The 18,085-nt window shown below is 68.3% G+C and carries 15 protein-coding genes, 3 pseudogenes and 1 riboswitch; of the genes and pseudogenes, 7 read left to right on the forward strand and 11 right to left on the reverse strand.

All coding sequences use genetic code 11. The annotated features are described in order from the left end of the window. Positions 1-4: 4 nt before the first annotated feature. The 6 genes and pseudogenes from hemC to hemE all read right to left on the reverse strand — a co-directional run bounded on the left by hemC (position 5) and on the right by hemE (position 6,695). Positions 5-1,002, reverse strand: a pseudogene (hemC, locus tag G205_RS08850) (hydroxymethylbilane synthase). After that, positions 999-2,261 (reverse strand): ferrochelatase, encoded by a 1,263-nt coding sequence (locus tag G205_RS08855; RefSeq protein ID WP_009357694.1) that lies wholly within the window; start codon positions 2,259-2,261, stop codon positions 999-1,001. Before G205_RS08855 ends, hemC begins: the two are co-directional and overlap by 4 nt. Then, on the reverse strand, positions 2,258-2,959 hold the full coding sequence (gene hemQ, locus G205_RS08860) for a hydrogen peroxide-dependent heme synthase (RefSeq protein WP_009357695.1): 702 nt from the start codon (positions 2,957-2,959) through the stop codon (positions 2,258-2,260). Before hemQ ends, G205_RS08855 begins: the two co-directional genes overlap by 4 nt. A gap of 115 nt (positions 2,960-3,074) precedes the next feature. Then, positions 3,075-4,001 carry a hypothetical protein gene (locus G205_RS08865; protein WP_009357696.1) on the reverse strand — a complete coding sequence of 309 codons (927 nt, stop codon included), beginning with the start codon at positions 3,999-4,001 and terminating at the stop codon, positions 3,075-3,077. A gap of 139 nt (positions 4,002-4,140) precedes the next feature. Continuing rightward, positions 4,141-5,598: a protoporphyrinogen oxidase gene (gene hemG, locus G205_RS08870; RefSeq protein ID WP_009357697.1), complete on the reverse strand. Its 1,458-nt coding sequence runs from the start codon at positions 5,596-5,598 to the stop codon at positions 4,141-4,143. 3 nt (positions 5,599-5,601) lie between these two features. After that, positions 5,602-6,695 (reverse strand): annotated as a pseudogene (hemE, locus tag G205_RS08875) (uroporphyrinogen decarboxylase). A 159-nt stretch (positions 6,696-6,854) separates the two neighbouring features. On the opposite strand from hemE, the gene G205_RS08880 reads away from it, so the two are divergent. Then, positions 6,855-8,174 carry a glutamyl-tRNA reductase gene (locus G205_RS08880; RefSeq protein ID WP_035752569.1) on the forward strand — a complete coding sequence of 440 codons (1,320 nt, stop codon included), beginning with the start codon at positions 6,855-6,857 and terminating at the stop codon, positions 8,172-8,174. A 70-nt stretch (positions 8,175-8,244) separates the two neighbouring features. Here the strand turns inward: G205_RS08880 and moeB are convergent, their stop codons facing one another. Next, positions 8,245-9,444 (reverse strand): molybdopterin-synthase adenylyltransferase MoeB, encoded by a 1,200-nt coding sequence (moeB, locus tag G205_RS08885; RefSeq protein WP_009357699.1) that lies wholly within the window; start codon positions 9,442-9,444, stop codon positions 8,245-8,247. A gap of 84 nt (positions 9,445-9,528) precedes the next feature. Here moeB and G205_RS08890 point away from each other — a divergent pair, with 84 nt between their 5' ends. The 3 genes from G205_RS08890 to G205_RS08900 all read left to right on the forward strand — a co-directional run bounded on the left by G205_RS08890 (position 9,529) and on the right by G205_RS08900 (position 10,815). After that, the gene (locus tag G205_RS08890; RefSeq protein ID WP_009357700.1) at positions 9,529-10,194 is read left to right on the forward strand and encodes a TetR/AcrR family transcriptional regulator; all 666 of its coding nucleotides are present in this window, start codon (positions 9,529-9,531) and stop codon (positions 10,192-10,194) included. A gap of 62 nt (positions 10,195-10,256) precedes the next feature. After that, positions 10,257-10,481: a DUF3107 domain-containing protein gene (locus G205_RS08895; RefSeq protein ID WP_009357701.1), complete on the forward strand. Its 225-nt coding sequence runs from the start codon at positions 10,257-10,259 to the stop codon at positions 10,479-10,481. Between the two features lie 31 nt (positions 10,482-10,512). Beyond that, positions 10,513-10,815 carry a hypothetical protein gene (locus G205_RS08900; protein WP_009357702.1) on the forward strand — a complete coding sequence of 101 codons (303 nt, stop codon included), beginning with the start codon at positions 10,513-10,515 and terminating at the stop codon, positions 10,813-10,815. 71 nt (positions 10,816-10,886) lie between these two features. Here G205_RS08900 and G205_RS08905 read toward each other — a convergent pair whose 3' ends face one another. From G205_RS08905 to thiO, 4 genes and pseudogenes are all read right to left on the reverse strand, one after another. Then, positions 10,887-11,225 carry a 4a-hydroxytetrahydrobiopterin dehydratase gene (locus tag G205_RS08905; protein WP_009357703.1) on the reverse strand — a complete coding sequence of 113 codons (339 nt, stop codon included), beginning with the start codon at positions 11,223-11,225 and terminating at the stop codon, positions 10,887-10,889. 42 nt (positions 11,226-11,267) lie between these two features. Further along, positions 11,268-12,082: pseudogene (locus tag G205_RS08910) on the reverse strand (thiazole synthase). Between the two features lie 4 nt (positions 12,083-12,086). Beyond that, positions 12,087-12,323: a sulfur carrier protein ThiS gene (thiS, locus tag G205_RS08915; RefSeq protein WP_009357704.1), complete on the reverse strand. Its 237-nt coding sequence runs from the start codon at positions 12,321-12,323 to the stop codon at positions 12,087-12,089. Further along, positions 12,320-13,639: a glycine oxidase ThiO gene (gene thiO, locus G205_RS08920; RefSeq protein ID WP_009357705.1), complete on the reverse strand. Its 1,320-nt coding sequence runs from the start codon at positions 13,637-13,639 to the stop codon at positions 12,320-12,322. The genes thiS and thiO overlap by 4 nt, the downstream gene beginning before the upstream one ends. Then, positions 13,632-13,750: riboswitch (TPP riboswitch) on the reverse strand. It overlaps the preceding gene by 8 nt. 27 nt (positions 13,751-13,777) lie before the next feature. Here thiO and thiE point away from each other — a divergent pair. The 3 genes from thiE (at position 13,778) to G205_RS08935 (ending at position 18,079) form a co-directional block, all read left to right on the forward strand. Further along, positions 13,778-14,509 carry a thiamine phosphate synthase gene (gene thiE / locus G205_RS08925; protein ID WP_009357706.1) on the forward strand — a complete coding sequence of 244 codons (732 nt, stop codon included), beginning with the start codon at positions 13,778-13,780 and terminating at the stop codon, positions 14,507-14,509. Between the two features lie 98 nt (positions 14,510-14,607). Beyond that, a complete protein-coding gene (locus tag G205_RS08930; RefSeq protein WP_009357707.1) occupies positions 14,608-16,104 on the forward strand; it encodes an RNB domain-containing ribonuclease in 1,497 nt (498 codons plus the stop codon). Between the two features lie 301 nt (positions 16,105-16,405). Continuing rightward, positions 16,406-18,079, forward strand: a complete 1,674-nt coding sequence (locus G205_RS08935) for a DEAD/DEAH box helicase (protein WP_009357708.1) — start codon at positions 16,406-16,408, stop codon at positions 18,077-18,079. Positions 18,080-18,085: the final 6 nt, after the last annotated feature.

Here is an 18,085-nt window from a genome sequence, read left to right on the forward strand (position 1 = left end):
AAGGTCAGGATGCCTGGAGGTCTGCGATGTCGGCAGCACCGGCGGCCAGGAGGACCTCGGCCAGTTCGATGCCCAGAAGGGTGGCGCCCACTTCGGTCAGCCCGTCAGTTGCCCGCTTGTCACGGACGGATGCGGTGCCGTCCACCGCGCAGACAACGCCTTCGAGGTGCAGCATGCTGCCCTTCCGGTAGGCGTATGCGCCCACCGGGGCCGCGCAGCCGGCTTCCAGCCGGGCCAGCATGGCCCGCTCCGCCGTGACTGCGAGCCGGGTGTCCGGGTCGTCCAGCGCCGCGAGGGCCTGGGCCAGCACCGCCTGGGATCCTTCGGTTGAGCCGGGCTTCCGCGGGGCGTCGGCGGTGCGGCACTCGATGGCCAGGGATCCCTGCCCGGCGGCCGGGAGCATGACGTCGGTTTCCAGGAATTCGCTGACGGCATCCAGCCTGTTGATGCGCTCCAGGCCTGCGGCAGCAAGCACCACGGCGTCGAGGTCGCAGGACTTGCCGGGCACTACCTGGTCCGTGGTGTTGCCCGGAAGCCCGGGAACCCGGCCCAGGCGGGTGTCCACGTTGCCGCGGATGTCAAGGATCTCCAGGTCGGGCCGGGCCGCGCGGAGCTGTGCTGCACGGCGCGGCGAACCGGTGCCCACCGTGGCGCCGGCCGGGAGATCGGCAAGTTTCAGCCGTCCCGGGCGCAAAGGACGTCGCGGACGTCAACGCGGCGCGGGGTGGCCGCCAGGCTCAGCCCCACGGCTGCCCCGGTGGGAAGGTCCTTCAGGGAATGGACGGCCACATCGCATTCGTTCCGCAGCAGCGCGTCCCGCAGCGCTGCCACGAAGACACCGGTGCCGCCCATCTGGGACAGCGAGCCGGTGAGGACGTCGCCGTCGGTCCTGATGTGGACGAGTTCGACGGGGAAGCCCCCGACGGCGGCCAGCTGGTCGGCGGTCTGCTGCGTTTGCGTCAAAGCCAGTTTGCTGGCGCGGGTTCCGATCCGGACAGTCACTGCTGTGCTGCTCCTTGCGGTGCTTCCGGCTGCCCCGGCGACGCGGGATAGGGGTCATGGCCCGTCCCCACAGTGGTGTCGGCGCCGGCGATGGTGGGTTTTTCGCCGCGGAAGTTCGCGCAACAGCCCGGCCGGCAGACGTCGTACCAGGGGCCGAGATCCGTCACTGCCGGACGCTCGCTGATGTTGTTGGCCTCAGTGCGTTCGCAGATGAGGTCCACCATGCCGTTGACGAACTTGCGGTGGGTGCCGGGCGTGGGAACGCGGGTGGCGGCCAGGCCCAGGTTGGCGCACGTCTCCAGCGCTTCGGTGTCGAGGTCCCAGACAACCTCCATGTGGTCGCTGACGAAACCCAGCGGCACGATGACGATGCCCTTGGTCCCCTTGCCGGCGAGTTCCTCGATGGCGTCATTGATGTCGGGTTCAAGCCACGGCACGTGCGGGGCGCCGGAGCGTGACTGGTAGACCAGCGACCACGGCGCCGTGAGGCCGGATTCCTCCTCCACCCGCTGCATGACGGCCGCGGCGGTGGCGAGGTGCTGCGCCACGTAGGCCGACCCCTCCTCGAATTCGCGGGGCTCGCCGTCGGACTTGCCGGCAGCTTCGGCGTCCCGGGTGGGGATGGAGTGGGTAGCAAAGAGGATCTGGACGGGAGCGTCCGGGGTGCCGGCTTCGGCCAGCTTCGCACGGACCTCGGCGAGGCCGGCGGCGGTGCCTTCAACGAACGGCTCCACGAAGCCGGGGTGGTCGAAGTACTGGCGGACCTTGTCCACTTCCAGGCGTCCGTCCAATCCGGTCTCTGTCAGTGCCATGCCGATGTCCTCGCGGTACTGGCGGCAGCTGGAGTAGCAGGAGTAGGCACTCGTGGTGATCATCAGCAGGCGGCGGTGGCCGGCGTCGTATGCGTCCTGCAGTGTCTCCGGGATGTAGGGAGCCCAGTTGCGGTTGCCCCACAGCACGGGGAGGCTGATGCCGCGGGCAGCCAGTTCAGCTTCCAGTGCCGCCTTGAGTTCGCGGTTCTGCTGGTTGATGGGGCTGATGCCGCCGTTTGCGCGGTAGTGGTGGGAGACCTCCTCCAGGCGCTCGTCCGGGATTCCACGGCCGCGGGTGACGTTGCGGAGGAAGGGAATCACATCATCCTGGCCCTCGGGACCGCCGAAGGAGGCGAGGAGGACGGCGTCGTAGTTCTTGGGGGCCATCCGGCCCGCCTCCGTCACCGGATTGACGGCGGTGCTGCCTTGGGGATCGCGGGGGCTCATGCCAGCACCTCGGCTACCTCGCCGGCGGAAATCCGGCGGCCGGTGTAGAACGGGACTTCCTCGCGGACATGGTTGCGTGCCTCAGTGGCGCGCAGGTGGCGCATGAGGTCCACCAGGTCAACGAGTTCGGGAGCCTCCAGGCCGAGGATCCATTCCCAGTCGCCGAGCGCGAAGGAGGACACGGTGTTGGAGATGACCTGCGGGAATTCGCGGCCGAGCAGGCCATGCTCGCGGAGCATCGCGCCGCGCTCCTCCTCGGGCAGGATATACCACTCGTAGGAGCGGACGAACGGGTAGACGCACAGCCACTCTGCCGGCGTGACGCCGCGCGAGAACGCAGGCGTGTGGTTCTTGGCGAACTCCGCCTCGCGGTGCACGCCCATGGCGGACCAGACGATCTCGGTTCCGGCGAAGAGCGAGCTGCGGCGGATGTCGCGGATGGCCTGCTGGAGGGCCTCCGGCTTGGGTCCGTGGAGCCACACCATGACGTCGGCATCGGCGCGCATGGCGGAGACGTCGTAGCTGCCGCGGTGGGTCACGTGCCCCTCAGCGAGGCGCTGCAGCAGGGCCTCGAAATCGGCGGCAGCATCGGCGCTGCGGACCACTGCCTCCGACCGTTTGAAGACAGTCCAGAGGGTGAAAAACTGCTCGGCTGATTCTTCGGTTTTAGTGACAGATTCGGCAGAAGTGTGGCTCATGGTTACAAGTTTGCCCTTTAGTACCCGTCAAGTCGAAACCAACAACTTCTACAACGCGTAGAAGTGGCCAAGATCACACCGCCCGGCGTTTCCCGGTGGTCCGGGTGCTCCGGCGCTAGAGGTTGCGCAGCCGGAAGAGCACCAGGCCGGCCGCACCTGCGACGCCCACCAGTCCGGACCCGAGCCACACCATGGCACTGCGCGGCTCCGGCTGCGAGTTGAGCGTGGCGCTGCTCCGCGGGCCGGTGCCGGTGCTGTACGGCGTCCACGCCGGGTGGGCCTGGGATGCGCTGTACAGCGGCGCGCCGCCGGCCTGGCTTTCGGCTGGTGCAGCTGCCGCCGGGCTTGCGGCCGGCGTAGTGGAAAGGGGCCGTTCCGCGGCCGGAACTTCGCTGGATTCACCGGACGCGGCGGCGCCGGAATCTGCGGGCGTCTGGCTGGCATCCGCAGCGGCGGGGGCCTCTGCGGTTGCCGGAGCCGTAACCGCCGGAGCAGTGGGGACTGCCGTGGTTGCGGCAGCGGCGGGCGACGGCGCCGCGCCGGTCTGCGATGCGGCACTATATGTCGTCGGCGTCTGCGCCGGAGCCGGTGCGGTGCCGGTGGATGCCGCCGAAGTGGGGGTACTGCCTGTCGGAAAAGGGGAAGCTGACGGCGTCGGGGTGGGGACCGCCGTCGCCGTCGGGGAAAGGGTGGCCGTTACCGCCGGAAAGAGGGCCGGCGGCAAAGACAGCAGCAGGGCAGGGGCTGAAGCGGACGCAACCGGGCCAGCCGTTTCCCGAATGGATGCGCCCGTTCCCTTGCTGCCCGGCTCTTCACGGTCCTGCCCGGGCGCCGCCTGCAGGCCATGCCCGGCGTTGTCCCGGGATGGCTCGTGCGGCAGGGAGGCTGTTGCCTGCGCCAGCGGGATTGTGGGGCTGCCGGGATCAGCCAGCCCTTCGTCTGCTTGGGACGCCGTGGCGCCTGTGGCTAGAACCAGTACCGCTCCGATTGCCGCTGCATAACCGCCGCGTCGGATTCCCCCATGGATACCAGTCCGGGACATTGAAAGCTCGGACCTGTGTTGAACCATAGTCATCGACCCTAGCCATGGAGCAGAGGGAATTGAAAGCCGGTGAAACGGCGCTGGACCACCCGCCGGAAACGCTGCCGGCACCCAACCCCGTCCTGACCAGCGAAGACGTTCAGCCTGCCAGATTCCGGATCTGTTGTTGCGTGTCGGACACCACGGCGGCGAGGCCGTTGCCGGCAACCCAGCCACCCACCACGGCAAGGCCGCCCGCACTGTTGCAGGCCTCGCGGATGGCAGCCACCCTCGCACGATGGCCGACGGCGGCGAACGGCAGGGCCCCGCGCCAGCGGACCACGTCCCAATCCACGATGTTTTCCCGGCTGATGTCCACGCCCAGCAGGGCTGAGGCGTCCCGTAGTGAGGCAGCCAGGAGTTCATCGTCCGTCCCGGGGCCGGCTGGCAGTCCCCCAACGCCGTCCACCCGGCCGTAGGACAGCCGCAGGACGTGCCGGCCCGGGCCGGCGGCTGCGGCCAGCCAGTCCCATTTGCCGGTGGCGTGCGTCAGCGCCTTCGCTTCAATTCCCGCGGTCTGCGGCGCCACCAGGATGCCCGTGCCGCGGGGGCGGCGGTCCAAGGCGGGATTGTCCAGGACCAGTGTGACCAGCTTGACGTCGGGCCCGGCTGCCGGCTTCCTGCCGGCGACGGCGGGCACCGGCCCGGCCAGGAGGTCGACGGCGGCCGGACCGTCCACCGCGACCACGAGCAGGGCGGCGTCGAAGTCAGCACCGCCGGCCGCAACGCGCCAGCCTTCCGGTGTGCGGCGGACGGCGACGGCGGTTGTCGCGGCCAGGAGCGTGACATCCCGTTGACGGAGGTCCTCCAGGAGCGCGCCCACCAGGGTGTGCATGCCGCCTTCCAGGCCAGCGACGGCGGATCCTGCCTTGGCGGGTCTGCCATTGACGGTTGCCGTGCCCTGCGCGGGAGGTGCACCGGATCCCTTCCGCTGGGCGGCGACGGCTCCGGCGAGGGACCCGTGTTGCCGGAGCCGGGTGCGGAGGCCGGGGGCCACCATGTCGACGTCCAGCAGCCCGGGATCGGCCGAGTGGACGCCTCCCACTACGGGGGCCACCAGCCGGTCCAGGACGCGGGCGCCCATCCGGGCTTTGACCAGGGCTGACACGCTGGTGACTTCCTGCCCGGTACCCACCGAGGCCGGCAGGATCCGGTCCAGGGACGCCCGGAGCGAGCCGAGCAGCCCGAGGGAACGGCGTACTTCCGGGTCCCAGGGATTGGCGGGAATGCCCAGCACGCCGGTCCGGGGCAGTTCCCGCGGACCCTCCGGCAACTGGACCCAGGCGCCTCCCGGCCGGGGCGACACAATCTTTGCCGCCAGCCCCAGCTCGGAGGCCAGCTTCGAAACCGCGTCGGACCGGGTGGCGAAGGACTCTGCGCCGCTGTCGAGCACCAGGCCGGCCACCACGTGGCTCCCAACACAGCCGCCCCAGGCATCGCCGGCTTCAAGGACGGTGACCCTGTAGCCGGCGGCTGCCAGCCCGCGCGCGGAGAGCAGCCCGGAAATCCCGCCGCCCACCACCAGCGCGGTCTGTGCCGAAGCCGGCGCGCTCTCCACGGACTACTCCGGGGAGATGGAGTGGATGAGTTCCACCACCCGGGTCAGGACATCGGGGTCCGTCTCGGGCGGCACGCCGTGGCCCAGGTTGAGGACGTGTCCGGGGGCCGACGAGCCTGCCGCGATGACCTCACGGACGTGGGCTTCAAGGATTTCCCAGGGGGCCGGAAGCAGGGCGGGGTCAATGTTGCCCTGCAGGGGTACTGTGCCGCCCAGGCGGCGGTTGGCTTCGTCAAGGGGCAGCCGGTAGTCGACACCCACCACATCGACGCCTACATCCTTCATGGCCACCAGGAGCTCCGAGGTGCCGGTGCCGAAGTGGACCAACGGGGCACCGAGGTGCCGGACGTGGTCCAGCGCGCGGGTCGAGGCAGGCGCGACGTACCGGGTGTAATCGGCCAGGCCCAGGGATCCGGCCCAGGAATCGAACAGCTGGCCGGCGGAGGCACCTGCCTCGAGCTGTGCCTGGAGGAACATCCCGGACGCGTCGGCAGCCCAGTTGGCCAGGGCAGACCAGGTTTCCGGGTCGGCGTGCATCATGGTGCGCGGCCCGAGGTGGTCGCGGGAAGGCTTGCCCTCCACCATGTAGGCAGCAGCGTGAACGGGGCGCCGGCGAAACCGATCAGCGGGGTCTTGCCGAGCTCGGCCACCGTCAGCCGGACCGCTTCCCGGATCGGTTCCAGCGCCTCCCAGGTCAGCTGCGGCAGCGCCGCGACATCGGCTGCCGTCCGGACGGGCTTGTCGAGGACGGGGCCCACTCCGGGAACGATGTCCACGCCCACGCCAGCAAGCTTCAGCGGAATGACGATATCGGAGAAGAAAATGCCTGCGTCAACGTCGTGCCGGCGGACCGGCTGGAGGGTGATCTCGGACGCCAGTTCCGGCCGCAGGCAGGAGTCCAGCATGGCAATGCCCTCACGGACCTTGAGGTACTCGGGCAGGGAACGCCCCGCCTGCCGCATGAACCAGACAGGACGGCGGGAGGGTTTGCCGCCGCGGTAGGCAGTGATCAGCGGAGAGTCCGCGGTGCGGCCGTCCAGCAGCGGATGGTCAGCGGCAAGGGCGCCGGCAGCGGAGACGGCAGGGCTAGAAGTCATGCCTTTGATTGTGCCGAAGATCAGCGCCAAAAGATAACGACAGCCTGTCATCCCCGGGGCAGGATTTCCCGTCGTGGCAGGAATCACAGGCACGGGTACCTCCCTGACCGGGGAGGGAGTTGTTCTACCGAGGAACGAAAAAGCTATGATTGGTCTGCTGTGGTTCTTTTTTCATTGGTGGCTACACACGCCGACATCGATCTTGAGACCGTTGCTCAGTTGAGCAACGGTTCCTCCGGGATTGCCACGAACGCCCTCACCGGTTCACCGGCGGTGACGGGCGCGGTTGTCCTTGCCACCTGCAACCGCTATGAGATCTACGGGGAGGCGCCCCATCCGGATGATGTAGAGGCAGCCCGCGCAGCCCTTGTCGCCCAGATCAGCGAAGCCAGCGGCCTGAGTGAGCCGCTCGTGTCCCGCTCCTTCAGCACGCGAACCGGCCCCGAAGTAACCCAGCACCTCTTCGCCGTCAGCGCCGGACTGGACTCCGCCGTCGTCGGGGAACGGGAAATCGCAGGCCAGGTACGCCGCGCACTGATCACCGCCCAGCATGAAGGCACCGCCAGCGCGGGGTTGGTCCGGCTGTTCCAGGCCGCCTCCAAAACGGCAAAGGACGTAGGCGCCCAGACTGCGCTCGGTTCGCGCGGCCTGTCCATCGTGTCCGTCGCCCTGGACCTTGCAACGGATCTTTCCGAAAACCCGGACTGGTCCAGCAAGAAGGTTGTGGTCTTTGGGACCGGAGCCTACGCCGGCGCAACCATGGCACTACTCCGCGAACGCGGCTGCACGGACATCTCCGTCTTCTCCTCCTCCGGCCGGGCCGAAGGGTTCGTCGCCACGCGGGGCGGCACCGCCCTCGACGACGATTCCCTCAACCCCGCCGTGGCCGCCGCGGACGTCATGATCGGCTGCAGCGGTTCGGACACCCGGGTGGAGGCGGACGAGCTCGCCCAGGTCCGCGCCAACTCCCCGCAGCCGCTGATCGCCATCGACCTGGCGCTCACCCACGACTTCGACCCCGCCGTCGGCGAGCTGGACGGCGTCGAACTCCTCACCCTTGAATCCGTCCGCCTCGCCGCGCCGCAGGAACAGGCCGAATCGCTGGCGCAGGCAAGCAGCATCGTCAACGGTGCCGCCACCGCTTTTGAACAGGAACGCGAGGCCAGGTCCGTGGATTCCGCCATTGTTGCCCTGCGCCGCCACACCATGAACGTCCTGGACGCCGAAATGGAAAAAGTCCGGGCCCGGCACGGCTGCACCGCCGCTGCCGAGGAAGTGGAATTCGCACTCCGCCGCATGGTCAAGCAGCTGCTGCACGTCCCTACGGTCCGCGCCAGGGAACTGGCGGCCAACGGCCAGCAGGACGAGTACGTGGCGGCCCTGGAGGCCCTCTACGGCATCACCGTAGAGCAGCCCGCCGCCCGCCCGTCCGCCCAGGCTGAATGCCCGGTGGACCACCGGGGCCTCGAAAGCGCCTGAACCCAACTTGCTCTATCAGATATGGCTCCCAAAACACAGTTTTGGGAGCCATATCTGATAGAGCATCGGGTCAGTAGACCGGCTTGTGGGGTTCCACCTCGCGCACCCACGAGAGGATGCCGCCGTCGAGATGGCTGACCCGCTGGTAGCCCGCCTTCTGCGCCGCTGCCAGGACGTTGGCTGACCGTGTCCCTGCCTTGCAGAGGAACACGATGTCCCGGTCCTGCGGAATCTCCGCCCATGCGTCGCCGGCCAGGATCCGGCCCTGCGGGATCAACACCGCGCCGTCGATCCGGACGATCTCGAATTCACCCGGCTCCCGGACATCCACGAGCTCGAAATCCTTCAGCCCGGCCTTCCGTGACGCCAGCATGGTGGCCAGCTGCGTTGCGGTGACGGTGTGTTCGGTGTCCGACGGCGCTGCCGGGGTGATGCCGCAGAAGGCCTCGTAGTCCGTCAGCTCCGTAATGGGTGCCGCCGCGGGATCCTTGGATACCCGGATCTCCCGCCAGCTGCCGCCCAGGGCGTCGAACAGCGCCACCCGGCCCAGGAGGGAACGTCCGACGCCGGTGATCAGCTTCACTGCCTCAGTCACCATCATCGACCCCACGGCCGCGCACAGCATGCCGAAGACCCCGCCCTCGCCGCAGGAGGGAACAGAGCCGGCGGGCGGCGCTTCGGGGTAGAGATCGCGGTAGGTGGGTCCGTGTTTTTCCCAGAACACGCTGACCTGGCCGTCGAACCGGAAGATGGAGCCCCACACATACGGTTTGCCCAGGATGGCCGCGGCATCGTTGACCAGGTAGCGGGTGGCAAAGTTGTCCGCCCCGTCCAGGATCAGGTCGTAGCCGGCAAACAGGTCCAGGGCGTTGGAGGCGTCCAGGCGGACATCATGGAGGCGGACGTCCACCAGCGGGTTGAGCGCGGCGATGGCGTCCCTGGCGGACTCGATCTTGGGCCTGCCGACGTCCGCCACCCCATGGATGACCTGGCGCTGCAGGTTGCTGAGGTCAACGGCGTCGTCGTCGATGATCCCGATGGTTCCCACACCGGCAGCCGCCAGGTACAGCAGCGCCGGCGATCCCAGGCCCCCCGCGCCGATCACCAGGACCTTCGCGTTCTTGAGCCGCCGCTGCCCGATGGTCCCGATCTCGGGAATGATGAGGTGCCGGGAGTAGCGCTCCACCTCGGCAGGGGTCAGCTCACCCGCCGGTTCCACCAGGGGATCCAGGGAAACAGATGAAACATTTGCGGTGAAAGTCGAAGCCATACTTCAATGTATGCCCCGGGATACCGCCGGGTCATATTACCCCGCAGTAAAGTGGAGCTAACCGCAATGGAAAGAAGGACAACCGTGGTCCCTGAAGCACGGGCTGACCGCCCGCCCGCCGCCGAACAGCAGGCGGCCCCGCGTCCGGCAGGCCAGCGCTCCGCCCGGCTGCCGCGCGACGAGCGCCGCGCCCAACTCCTTTCCGCAGCGCAGGAAGTCTTCGTGGCCAACGGCTATCACGGTGCCGCCATGGACGAGATCGCCGAGACGGCCCACGTCAGCAAACCCGTCCTGTACCAGCACTTCCCGTCCAAGCGGGAACTGTACCTGGCGCTGCTGGAAAGCCACCTGGCGTCCCTCACCGACCTGATGCTGGGTGCGCTGAACTCCACCACGGACAACAAGGAACGCGTGCAGGCCGTGATGCGGGCCTACTTCCGCTTCATCGCCAATGACGACCAGGCCCACCGGCTGGTCTTCGAATCGGACCTCATCAACGATCCGGATGTCAGCTCCAGGCTGGAAACATTCAACCGGACCTTCGCGGACGCCATCGCACGCGTCATTGCCGAGGACACCAAGCTCCCCCATCTCGAAGCCGAGCTCCTGGGCCGGGGACTGGCCGGAATGGCCCAGGTCAGCGCGCGGTACTGGCTCGAAACGGACGGCAACCTGGACCTCGATGTGGCCAGCGACCTCATCTACCGTTTAGCTTGGCGCGGAATCTCTCGCTTCCCCAAAGAGTCCTAGACTACAAATAAGACAACACCTCGTGGAGAAACACGAGTACTTTGACTGGCTGGGAGGCCCCTGTGGAAATTAAGATCGGCGTTCAGAACGTTGGCCGTGAAATTGTGCTGGAATCGACCCAGGACGCCGAGACGGTGGCCAAGGTTGTGGGCGAAGCCATCAATGCCGGCAGCGAGCTGCGGCTGACCGACGACAAGGGACGCCTGATCATTGTTCCCGGAAATGCCCTCGGCTATGTGGAAATCGGCGCCGAAGAGGTCCGCCGCGTAGGGTTCGGCCAGTTCTAGCCCCGGCACCGCGAACGTTCCTAGGAGATCCATGCTTTCCCTGACCATCGTTGTGCTCGCAGCGGTTGCCGCAGGCTTCATCGTCTGGGCGAATGACAGGCGGCATGCCAAGTACGGCGCCGCCCTGCCCGCCGGCGTTGCCGTCGTTGCCGGGGCCCTGACCTGGATCATCCTGATGGCGGCAGGCTTTGGGTACCGCCCGGGCCTGACGTGGCTTCCGTGGGTACTGCCCATCGTGCTGGGAGCTGCGGCCGCCGTGGCCGCCGTCCTTTACCTGGGCCGCAGCCGGGCCCGCCAGGACACGCAGCGCCTCACTGCCATCCTTCGCCGCTAGCAGAGGAACAACCCGCAAACGCGCGTGGCCGCCGCCCTCCGGGGCGGCGGCCACCTTCGCTTAACGGATGACTAGTTTCCGGACGGGTAGCGCGAGGGTTCCGCATTCGCCCCGACGGCGGCCGCAGCCTCGCTCGCTCCTGCCGCGGCGGCGAGGTCCCGTTCTGTCACCTGCCCGCCTGCGTCGTGCGACGAGTAGCGGATGAAGACGCGGTTGTAGCGCCAGTCCAGGTCCGGGTGGTGGTTCTGTTCCTCAGCAAGGCGTCCGACGGCGGCAATCAGCTCGAGTGCGGCAGCCGCCGTCGGCGTCTTGAAGACGGTGACCAGGCCGCCGTCGTGGTACCGCCAGCCGGGCAGCCCTGCCAGGGCCTGGTCGATCTGTTCCCGGGGAAGGGCATCTTTGCCGGCCACTGCTGCTCCTTGGTCCAGGGGCATCAACCGGCGTGTGCCGGGCTAGAGGAACTCGGCCCGGCCTTCCATTGCCGACGATGCCAGCGCGTGTTCGCGGCGGGGAATGCGCCCCGCCGCTTTCGCCAGCCTACCGGCGATGACGGCGTGTTTGAATGCCTCCCCCATCAGGGCCGGGTTCTGTGCGCGGGTCACCGCCGTGGCCAGCAGCACGGCGTCGCAGCCGAGCTCCATGGCAAGGGCAGCGTCGGAGGCCGTACCGATCCCGGCATCCAGGACCACCGGGACCGAGGCGCGGGAGACGATGAGCTCAATGTTGTGCGGGTTCAGGATTCCCAGCCCCGTGCCGATGGGAGCTCCCAGTGGCATCACGGCGGTGGCGCCGAGGTTCTCCAGCCGCAGCGCCAGGACGGGGTCATCGTTGGTGTACGCAAACACCTTGAAGCCGCGGTTGACCAGCTGTTCGGTGGCCTCCACCAGCTCGACGGCGTCGGGAAGGAGCGTGTGTTCGTCGGCAATGACTTCGAGCTTCACCCAGTCCGTTTCCAGCGCTTCGCGGGCGAGTTCGGCGGTGAGGACGGCGTCCCGGGCGGTGAAGCATCCGGCGGTGTTCGGCAGGACCGGATGCCGTGGTCCACCAGGAGCTGGAACAGCGAGCCCGTTTCCGCGGTGGAGTAGCGCCGCATCGCCACGGTGGTCAGGGACGTGCCGGAGGCCAGGAGAGCCGCGCCAAGCCCGTCCAGGCTCGGGGCGCCGCCGGTTCCCATGATGAGCCGGGACGCCAGGGGCACGCCGTCGATGACCAGGACATCATCCAGGCCGGGTGCAGCCGTGGAGGTCAGGGTGGTGGATTCCGTCATGGTGTCAGCCTCCCTGCACTGCCGTGACAAGCTCGACGTCGTCACCGTCGGCGAGCGCCGTTGAGAACCATTGGCTCCGGGGAACCACCTGTGCGTTGTGCGCCACGGCGACGCCCAGCCTGTTCCCGTCGTTGGCCTGGCCGTCAGCCCCCACGGTGCGGCCGGTGACCTGGCTGACGAGCGTGGTGATGGACGCCCCCTCAGCCACCGTATGGTGGTTTCCGTTCAGGGTGATGTTCATGCTGTCTCCTTGATGTTGACGCTTGCAGCGGAGGATTCGCGGCCGGAGAAGCGGCCAGGGTTGAACGGCTCCCAGCGGGGGTCCGTTGTGCCGTCCATCAGGTCCCGGCAGATGGCACCGGCTGCGGGTGACAGGAGGACGCCGTGCCGGAAGAATCCGGTGGCGATGACCAGGCCCGCGATGTGCCCGCCCGGGGTGGAGCCTGGAGCGGCGGGCACCCTGCCCAGGAGCGGGGCGTTGTCCGGGGTCGCCGGCCGGGCCCGCGCCGTACACTCCAGCAATTCCAGCTCGGCGACGGCGGGGACCAGGACCTGCGCGTCCCGGAGGAGCTGGTAGACACCGCCGGCGGATACCGTTCCGGCAGCGGACCGGGCAGCTTGTGGGGCTGCAACGCCCCTGGCGGGGGCATCCTCACGCTGGGTGGCTCCGATCACCACCGTCCCGTCCTCCCGGGGGACGATGTACACGGGTACACCGCGGACCAGTCCGCGTACGGTGGCCGTGACCAGCGGCTGGAGGTGCTGCGGTACGGCGAGCCGGAGGATGTCCCCGTGCACCGGCCGCAGCGGCAGGTGCAGGCCCTCAGGCAGGTCCGCCAGCGCAGCGGCATCCAGTCCGTTGGCCACCACGGTTTCTCCGGCCAGGACTGTACCGCCGCCGGCAAGCCGGACTCCCGCAACAGTGCCATCAGCCCACAGCAGTCCAACGGCCCTGTCCGGCACGGCATACCCATCCACTGCACCCGCAGCTGCGCGGCCGCTGCGGGCAGTTTCCCCCGCCAGGGCGTTGCGAAGGCAGGACACCAGGCGCCTGGGATCCACCTGGTGGTCGGCGGGGGTGTCAAGTGCGCAGGCGATGGCGGGGCTCAGCAACGGTTCCCGCCGCCGCGCCTCGCGGACGGTCAAAGGCTCAACAGCCAGGCCGTTGGCCTGCTGGACCGCGCGCAAATCCATCAAGGTTCGGCGGTCGGCGGCGTCGGCACCCACGGCGAGGGTCGGCGTCGTCAGGTATCCGGTCCTTTCGCCGGACGCAGCGGCCAGGTCGGCGATAAAACCGCGCCACCGGGCCGAGGATGCGAGCATCAGGTCGAGGAGGTCCTCTTCCTGGTAGTGCAGCTCGCTCACCGGCGCCAGCATCCCTGCGGCGGCCCAGCTGGCGCCGCTGCCGGGTGCGTCATCGATCAGCGCGACGCTGCGGCCCGAGCGCAGTGCCTCCCAGGCGATCACGTGGCCCACAACTCCGCCGCCAATGACCGCGACGTCGGCCCTGGCGGTGCCGTTGGTGGGTTGCGGGGGTGCCGTGTTGGGGGTGCCCATGTGTCTCCTTCCCTACGCCGGCATTACCCGGATCAGGTCAAGCGGTCGGCTCTGACGCCCTCTCAGCCCGGCGCTTCATGACAGCTGCCGCAGGCTCCCGCAGTACGAGGCAAGTGTAGAGGAACTAGGCTTGCAGCCATGAATGTGTCCCACTCCCCTGCCGCTGCCGGCGCCTCCGCAACCGATGCCTTCACCACCGCCGGGGGAACCGCCGGGCTCAAGACTGCCCGCCTCTACCTCTGTACTGACGCCCGCCGTGACCGCGGCGACTTCGCGGAGTTCGTGGATGCCGCGTTCGCCGGCGGAGTGGATATCATCCAGCTCCGCGACAAGGCCATCGAGGCTGCCGAGGAACTGGAACTGCTGGCCGTCCTGAAGGAAGCCGCGCAGCGCCATGGCAGGCTGTGGGCAGTGAACGACCGCGCCGACATCGCCGTGTTGTCGGGCGCTCAGGTGTTCCACATCGGCCAAAAGGACCTCCCCCTGCCCGCGGCCCGCACCTTGCTGAACGGCAACGCCGCCATTGGACTCTCCAGCCACACTCCGGACCAGGTGGATGCGGCCCTCGTTGCCACGGCCGGACCTGCCGGGCTGGACTACTTCTGCGTGGGGCCGGTCTGGGCCACCCCCACCAAACCGGGTCGGGCCGCCGTGGGACCCGACCTGGTGAAATACGCTGCGGCAGCCACCGCCAAAGCCGCTAACGAGGTGCCGTGGTTCGCCATCGGCGGCATCGACCACTCCAACGTCAGCGAGGTGGTGGCAGCGGGAGCCCGGAGGATTGTGGTGGTGCGGGCCATCACCGAAGCGGCGGACCCCGCCGCAGCGGCGGCCTCACTCCTGGCCGCTCTGGATGCTGCCGGCTCCTGAACTGGCGGGTCCTGGACTGCCGGCGGGGCAACACGGCCCTGCCGTCCATCCCGCCGATGGCCTGCATAATCGGCGGTCTTCGGGCTAGGCTGATTTTCGTGTCACACCATCGGCTGGCTCCCAACGTCCACGAGCACAACAATGCGCTGGAAGAGGCCCTGGGCGCGCTGCGGAGCGAGCTCGAGCTTCCCGGGCCGTACCCCGAGCATGCGGTCCGTGACGCTGAGGCGGCCGTGGCTGCGCTGGAGCTTCCGTCCCATGACCTGACCGGCGTCGATTTCGTCACCATCGATCCGGCATCGTCTACGGATTTGGACCAGGCGTTGTTCATAGAGGCCGACGGCGGCGGCTACCACGTGCTGTACGCCATCGCCGATGTTCCGGCGTTCGTGAAGCCGGGCGGACCGCTGGACCAGGAAACGCGCCGCCGCGGGCAGACCTTCTATGCCCCCGACGGCCGGATTCCGCTGCATCCGGAGGTCATCAGCGAAGGGGCAGGGAGCCTGCTGCCCGGCCAGGAGTGCCCGGCCTTCGTCTGGGACTTCCGCCTGGACGGCAACGCCGATGTCACCTCGGCTTCCGTCAGGCGGGCACGGATGCGCAGCCGCGCCAAGCTGAGCTACAGAGGCGCGCAGGCCCAACTGGACGCAGGCGGCGCATCCCCAGTCCTGCAGCTGCTGAAAGAGGTTGGGCTCAAGCGCGTGGAGCTGGAACGTGCCCGTGACGGCGCCAGCCTGAACATGCCGGAGCAGGAGATCGTCCAGCTCCCCGACGGTGGCTACCGCATCGCTGCCGCGCCGCAGCTGCCCGTGGAGGACTGGAACGCGCAGATCTCGCTGATGACGGGCATGGCCGCTGCGCAGATCATGCTGGACGGCCAGGTGGGCATCCTCCGGACCATGCCCGCGCCGGACGAACGCTCCCTGAACCACTTCAAACTCCAGACCGAGGCGCTGGGAAAGCCGTGGGACGGCGAGGTCAGCTATGGCGAGTACCTGCGCAGCCTGGACCCGACCGAACCGCGGCAGCTCGCCATCATGCACTCGGCGGGGATGCTGTTCCGCGGCGCCTCCTATACAGCTTTTGACGGCAGCGTCCCGGAGGCCGCCATCCAGGCCGCCATCGGTGCGGCCTACGCGCACACCACTGCTCCCCTGCGGCGGCTGGTGGACCGCTTCGTGCTGGTGATCTGCGAGGCCCTCAGCAATGGCGGCAACGTTCCCGGCTGGGCGCGTGAGGCCCTTCCGTCGCTTCCCGAGATCATGGCGGGATCGGACCAGCTGGCGTCCCGGATGGAGCGGATGGCGCTGGACACCGTGGAGGCCGCGCTCCTGGTCAACCACATTGGCCAGGAGTTTGATGCCATCGTGATCTCCGGGTCGAAGCCGCAAAAAGACAACGGCAATGGCAACAACGGCAGGAACGGAAACGGCAAGAACGGCAACGGCAATGGCGGTTCCGGCATCATCCAGGTGGCTGAACCTGCCGTCACGGCCCGCTGCGCAGGCGACCTGGAGTCCGGCACCAAGGTCCGCGTCCGCCTGCTTTCGTCCAACATCGCAACCCGTGAGGTCCACTTCGAACTGGTCGGCTGAGGTCCGCTGCGGCCCCTCATACCCGCCCCCGGGGGTGCAAAAGCCGGTATTGCGGCCTTGTACGGCTAGACTGGAGAAGTAGAAATGGATGCCCGGTCGTTGATTTCCTTGATTTGAAACCAACAAGCCCGCCCCTACGCGATCTTGAGATTTGCCCGCTGGTCACCAGTGCCAGCATTTAGATAGCCCGCGATCGGCTTCCACTGGAATTGCTTGTGCGCCCGAGCGTGCTCCGGACCGGCCTGCCGGCCGGCCCGTTGAGCAGGCAGCGCCAATGCCCAAATGAATAAGGAAACTCCCTGTGAGTGAATTGCATACCCACCAGCTTCTGACGGACGAGACCGGCACCGAGACCATTGAGCCGGAAGAGACCATCATCTCGGACGAGAAGCCGCACGAAATCGCGGAAAAGTCCTTCGCCGACTACAACGTCCGCGAGGACATCGTGGAATCGCTGGCCGACGCCGGCATCACGCACCCCTTCCCCATCCAGGCCATGACCCTGCCGGTGGCATTGTCCGGCCACGACATCATCGGACAGGCCAAGACCGGCACCGGCAAGACCCTCGGCTTCGGCATTCCCGCCCTGCAGCGCGTCATCGGCCAGGACGACCCCGGCTACGCGAAGCTCGCCGTACCGGGCGCACCGCAGGCCCTGGTGATCGTCCCCACCCGCGAACTGGCAGTGCAGGTGGCCAATGACCTGCAGACTGCATCCCGCAAACGCAACGCCCGCATCGCCACCATCTACGGCGGCCGCGCCTACGAGCCGCAGGTGGAAGCGCTGAAGCAGGGCGTCGAAGTTGTGGTGGGCACCCCTGGGCGCCTCATCGACCTGTACAAGCAGAAGCACCTGAGCCTCAAGAACGTCAAGATCGTGGTCCTGGACGAGGCCGACGAAATGCTGGACCTCGGGTTCCTGCCCGACGTCGAGACCCTGATCGCGGCCACCCCCGCTGTCCGGCAGACGCTGCTGTTCTCCGCCACAATGCCCGGCCCGGTCATCGCCATGGCCCGGCGCTACATGACCCAGCCCACCCATATCCGCGCCGCAGACCCGGACGACGAGGGCCTGACCAAGCGCGACATCCGGCAGCTCATCTACCGTGCGCACAGCATGGACAAGACCGAGGTGGTGGCGCGCATCCTGCAGGCCAGGGGCCGCGGCCGCACCATCATCTTCACCAAAACCAAGCGCACCGCCGCGAAGGTGGCAGAGGAACTGGTGGACCGCGGGTTCGCCGCCGCCGCCATCCACGGCGACCTGGGCCAGGGTGCCCGCGAGCAGGCCCTGCGCGCCTTCCGCAACAACAAGGTGGACGTCCTGGTGGCCACCGACGTCGCTGCCCGCGGCATCGACGTGGAGGATGTCACGCACGTCATCAACTACCAGTGCGTCGAAGACGAAAAGATCTACCTGCACCGGGTGGGCCGCACCGGCCGCGCCGGCAACAAGGGGACGGCCGTCACCTTCGTGGACTGGGACGACGTTCCCCGCTGGGCCCTGATCAACAAGGCCCTGGGCCTCAACGTTCCCGAGCCGGTGGAAACCTACTCCTCCTCGCCGCACCTCTTCACGGACCTGGACATTCCTGAGGGCACCAAGGGCCGCCTCCCGCGGGACAAGCGCACCCTTGCCGGTGTGGACGCCGAGGTCCTCGAAGACCTGGGCGAAACCGGGAAGAAGAACAGCAGCCGCGGCGGCCGCGGGGACGGCCGTGAACGGGCCGGCCGTGGACGCCGGGATTCCGGCAGCCGCGAAGATGGCCGCGGCGGCGAGTCCGCAGGCCGCTCCGGTGAGCGCCGCCGTCGTACGTCAGGCCCGGCGGCCGCATCTGCGCCTGCCGGCGAGGCCGGACAGAACGACGGCGAGCAGCCCACGCGTGCGCGCCGCACCCGTACCCGCACCCGGCGCCGCAACGGCGAAGTGGTTGCCGGCGCTGACAAGGGCACACAGCCGGGCGCCGAGGGCTAACTGCCC

It is taken from the genome of Arthrobacter nitrophenolicus (assembly GCF_000332815.1).
In the GTDB taxonomy this organism is placed as follows: domain Bacteria; phylum Actinomycetota; class Actinomycetes; order Actinomycetales; family Micrococcaceae; genus Arthrobacter; species Arthrobacter nitrophenolicus.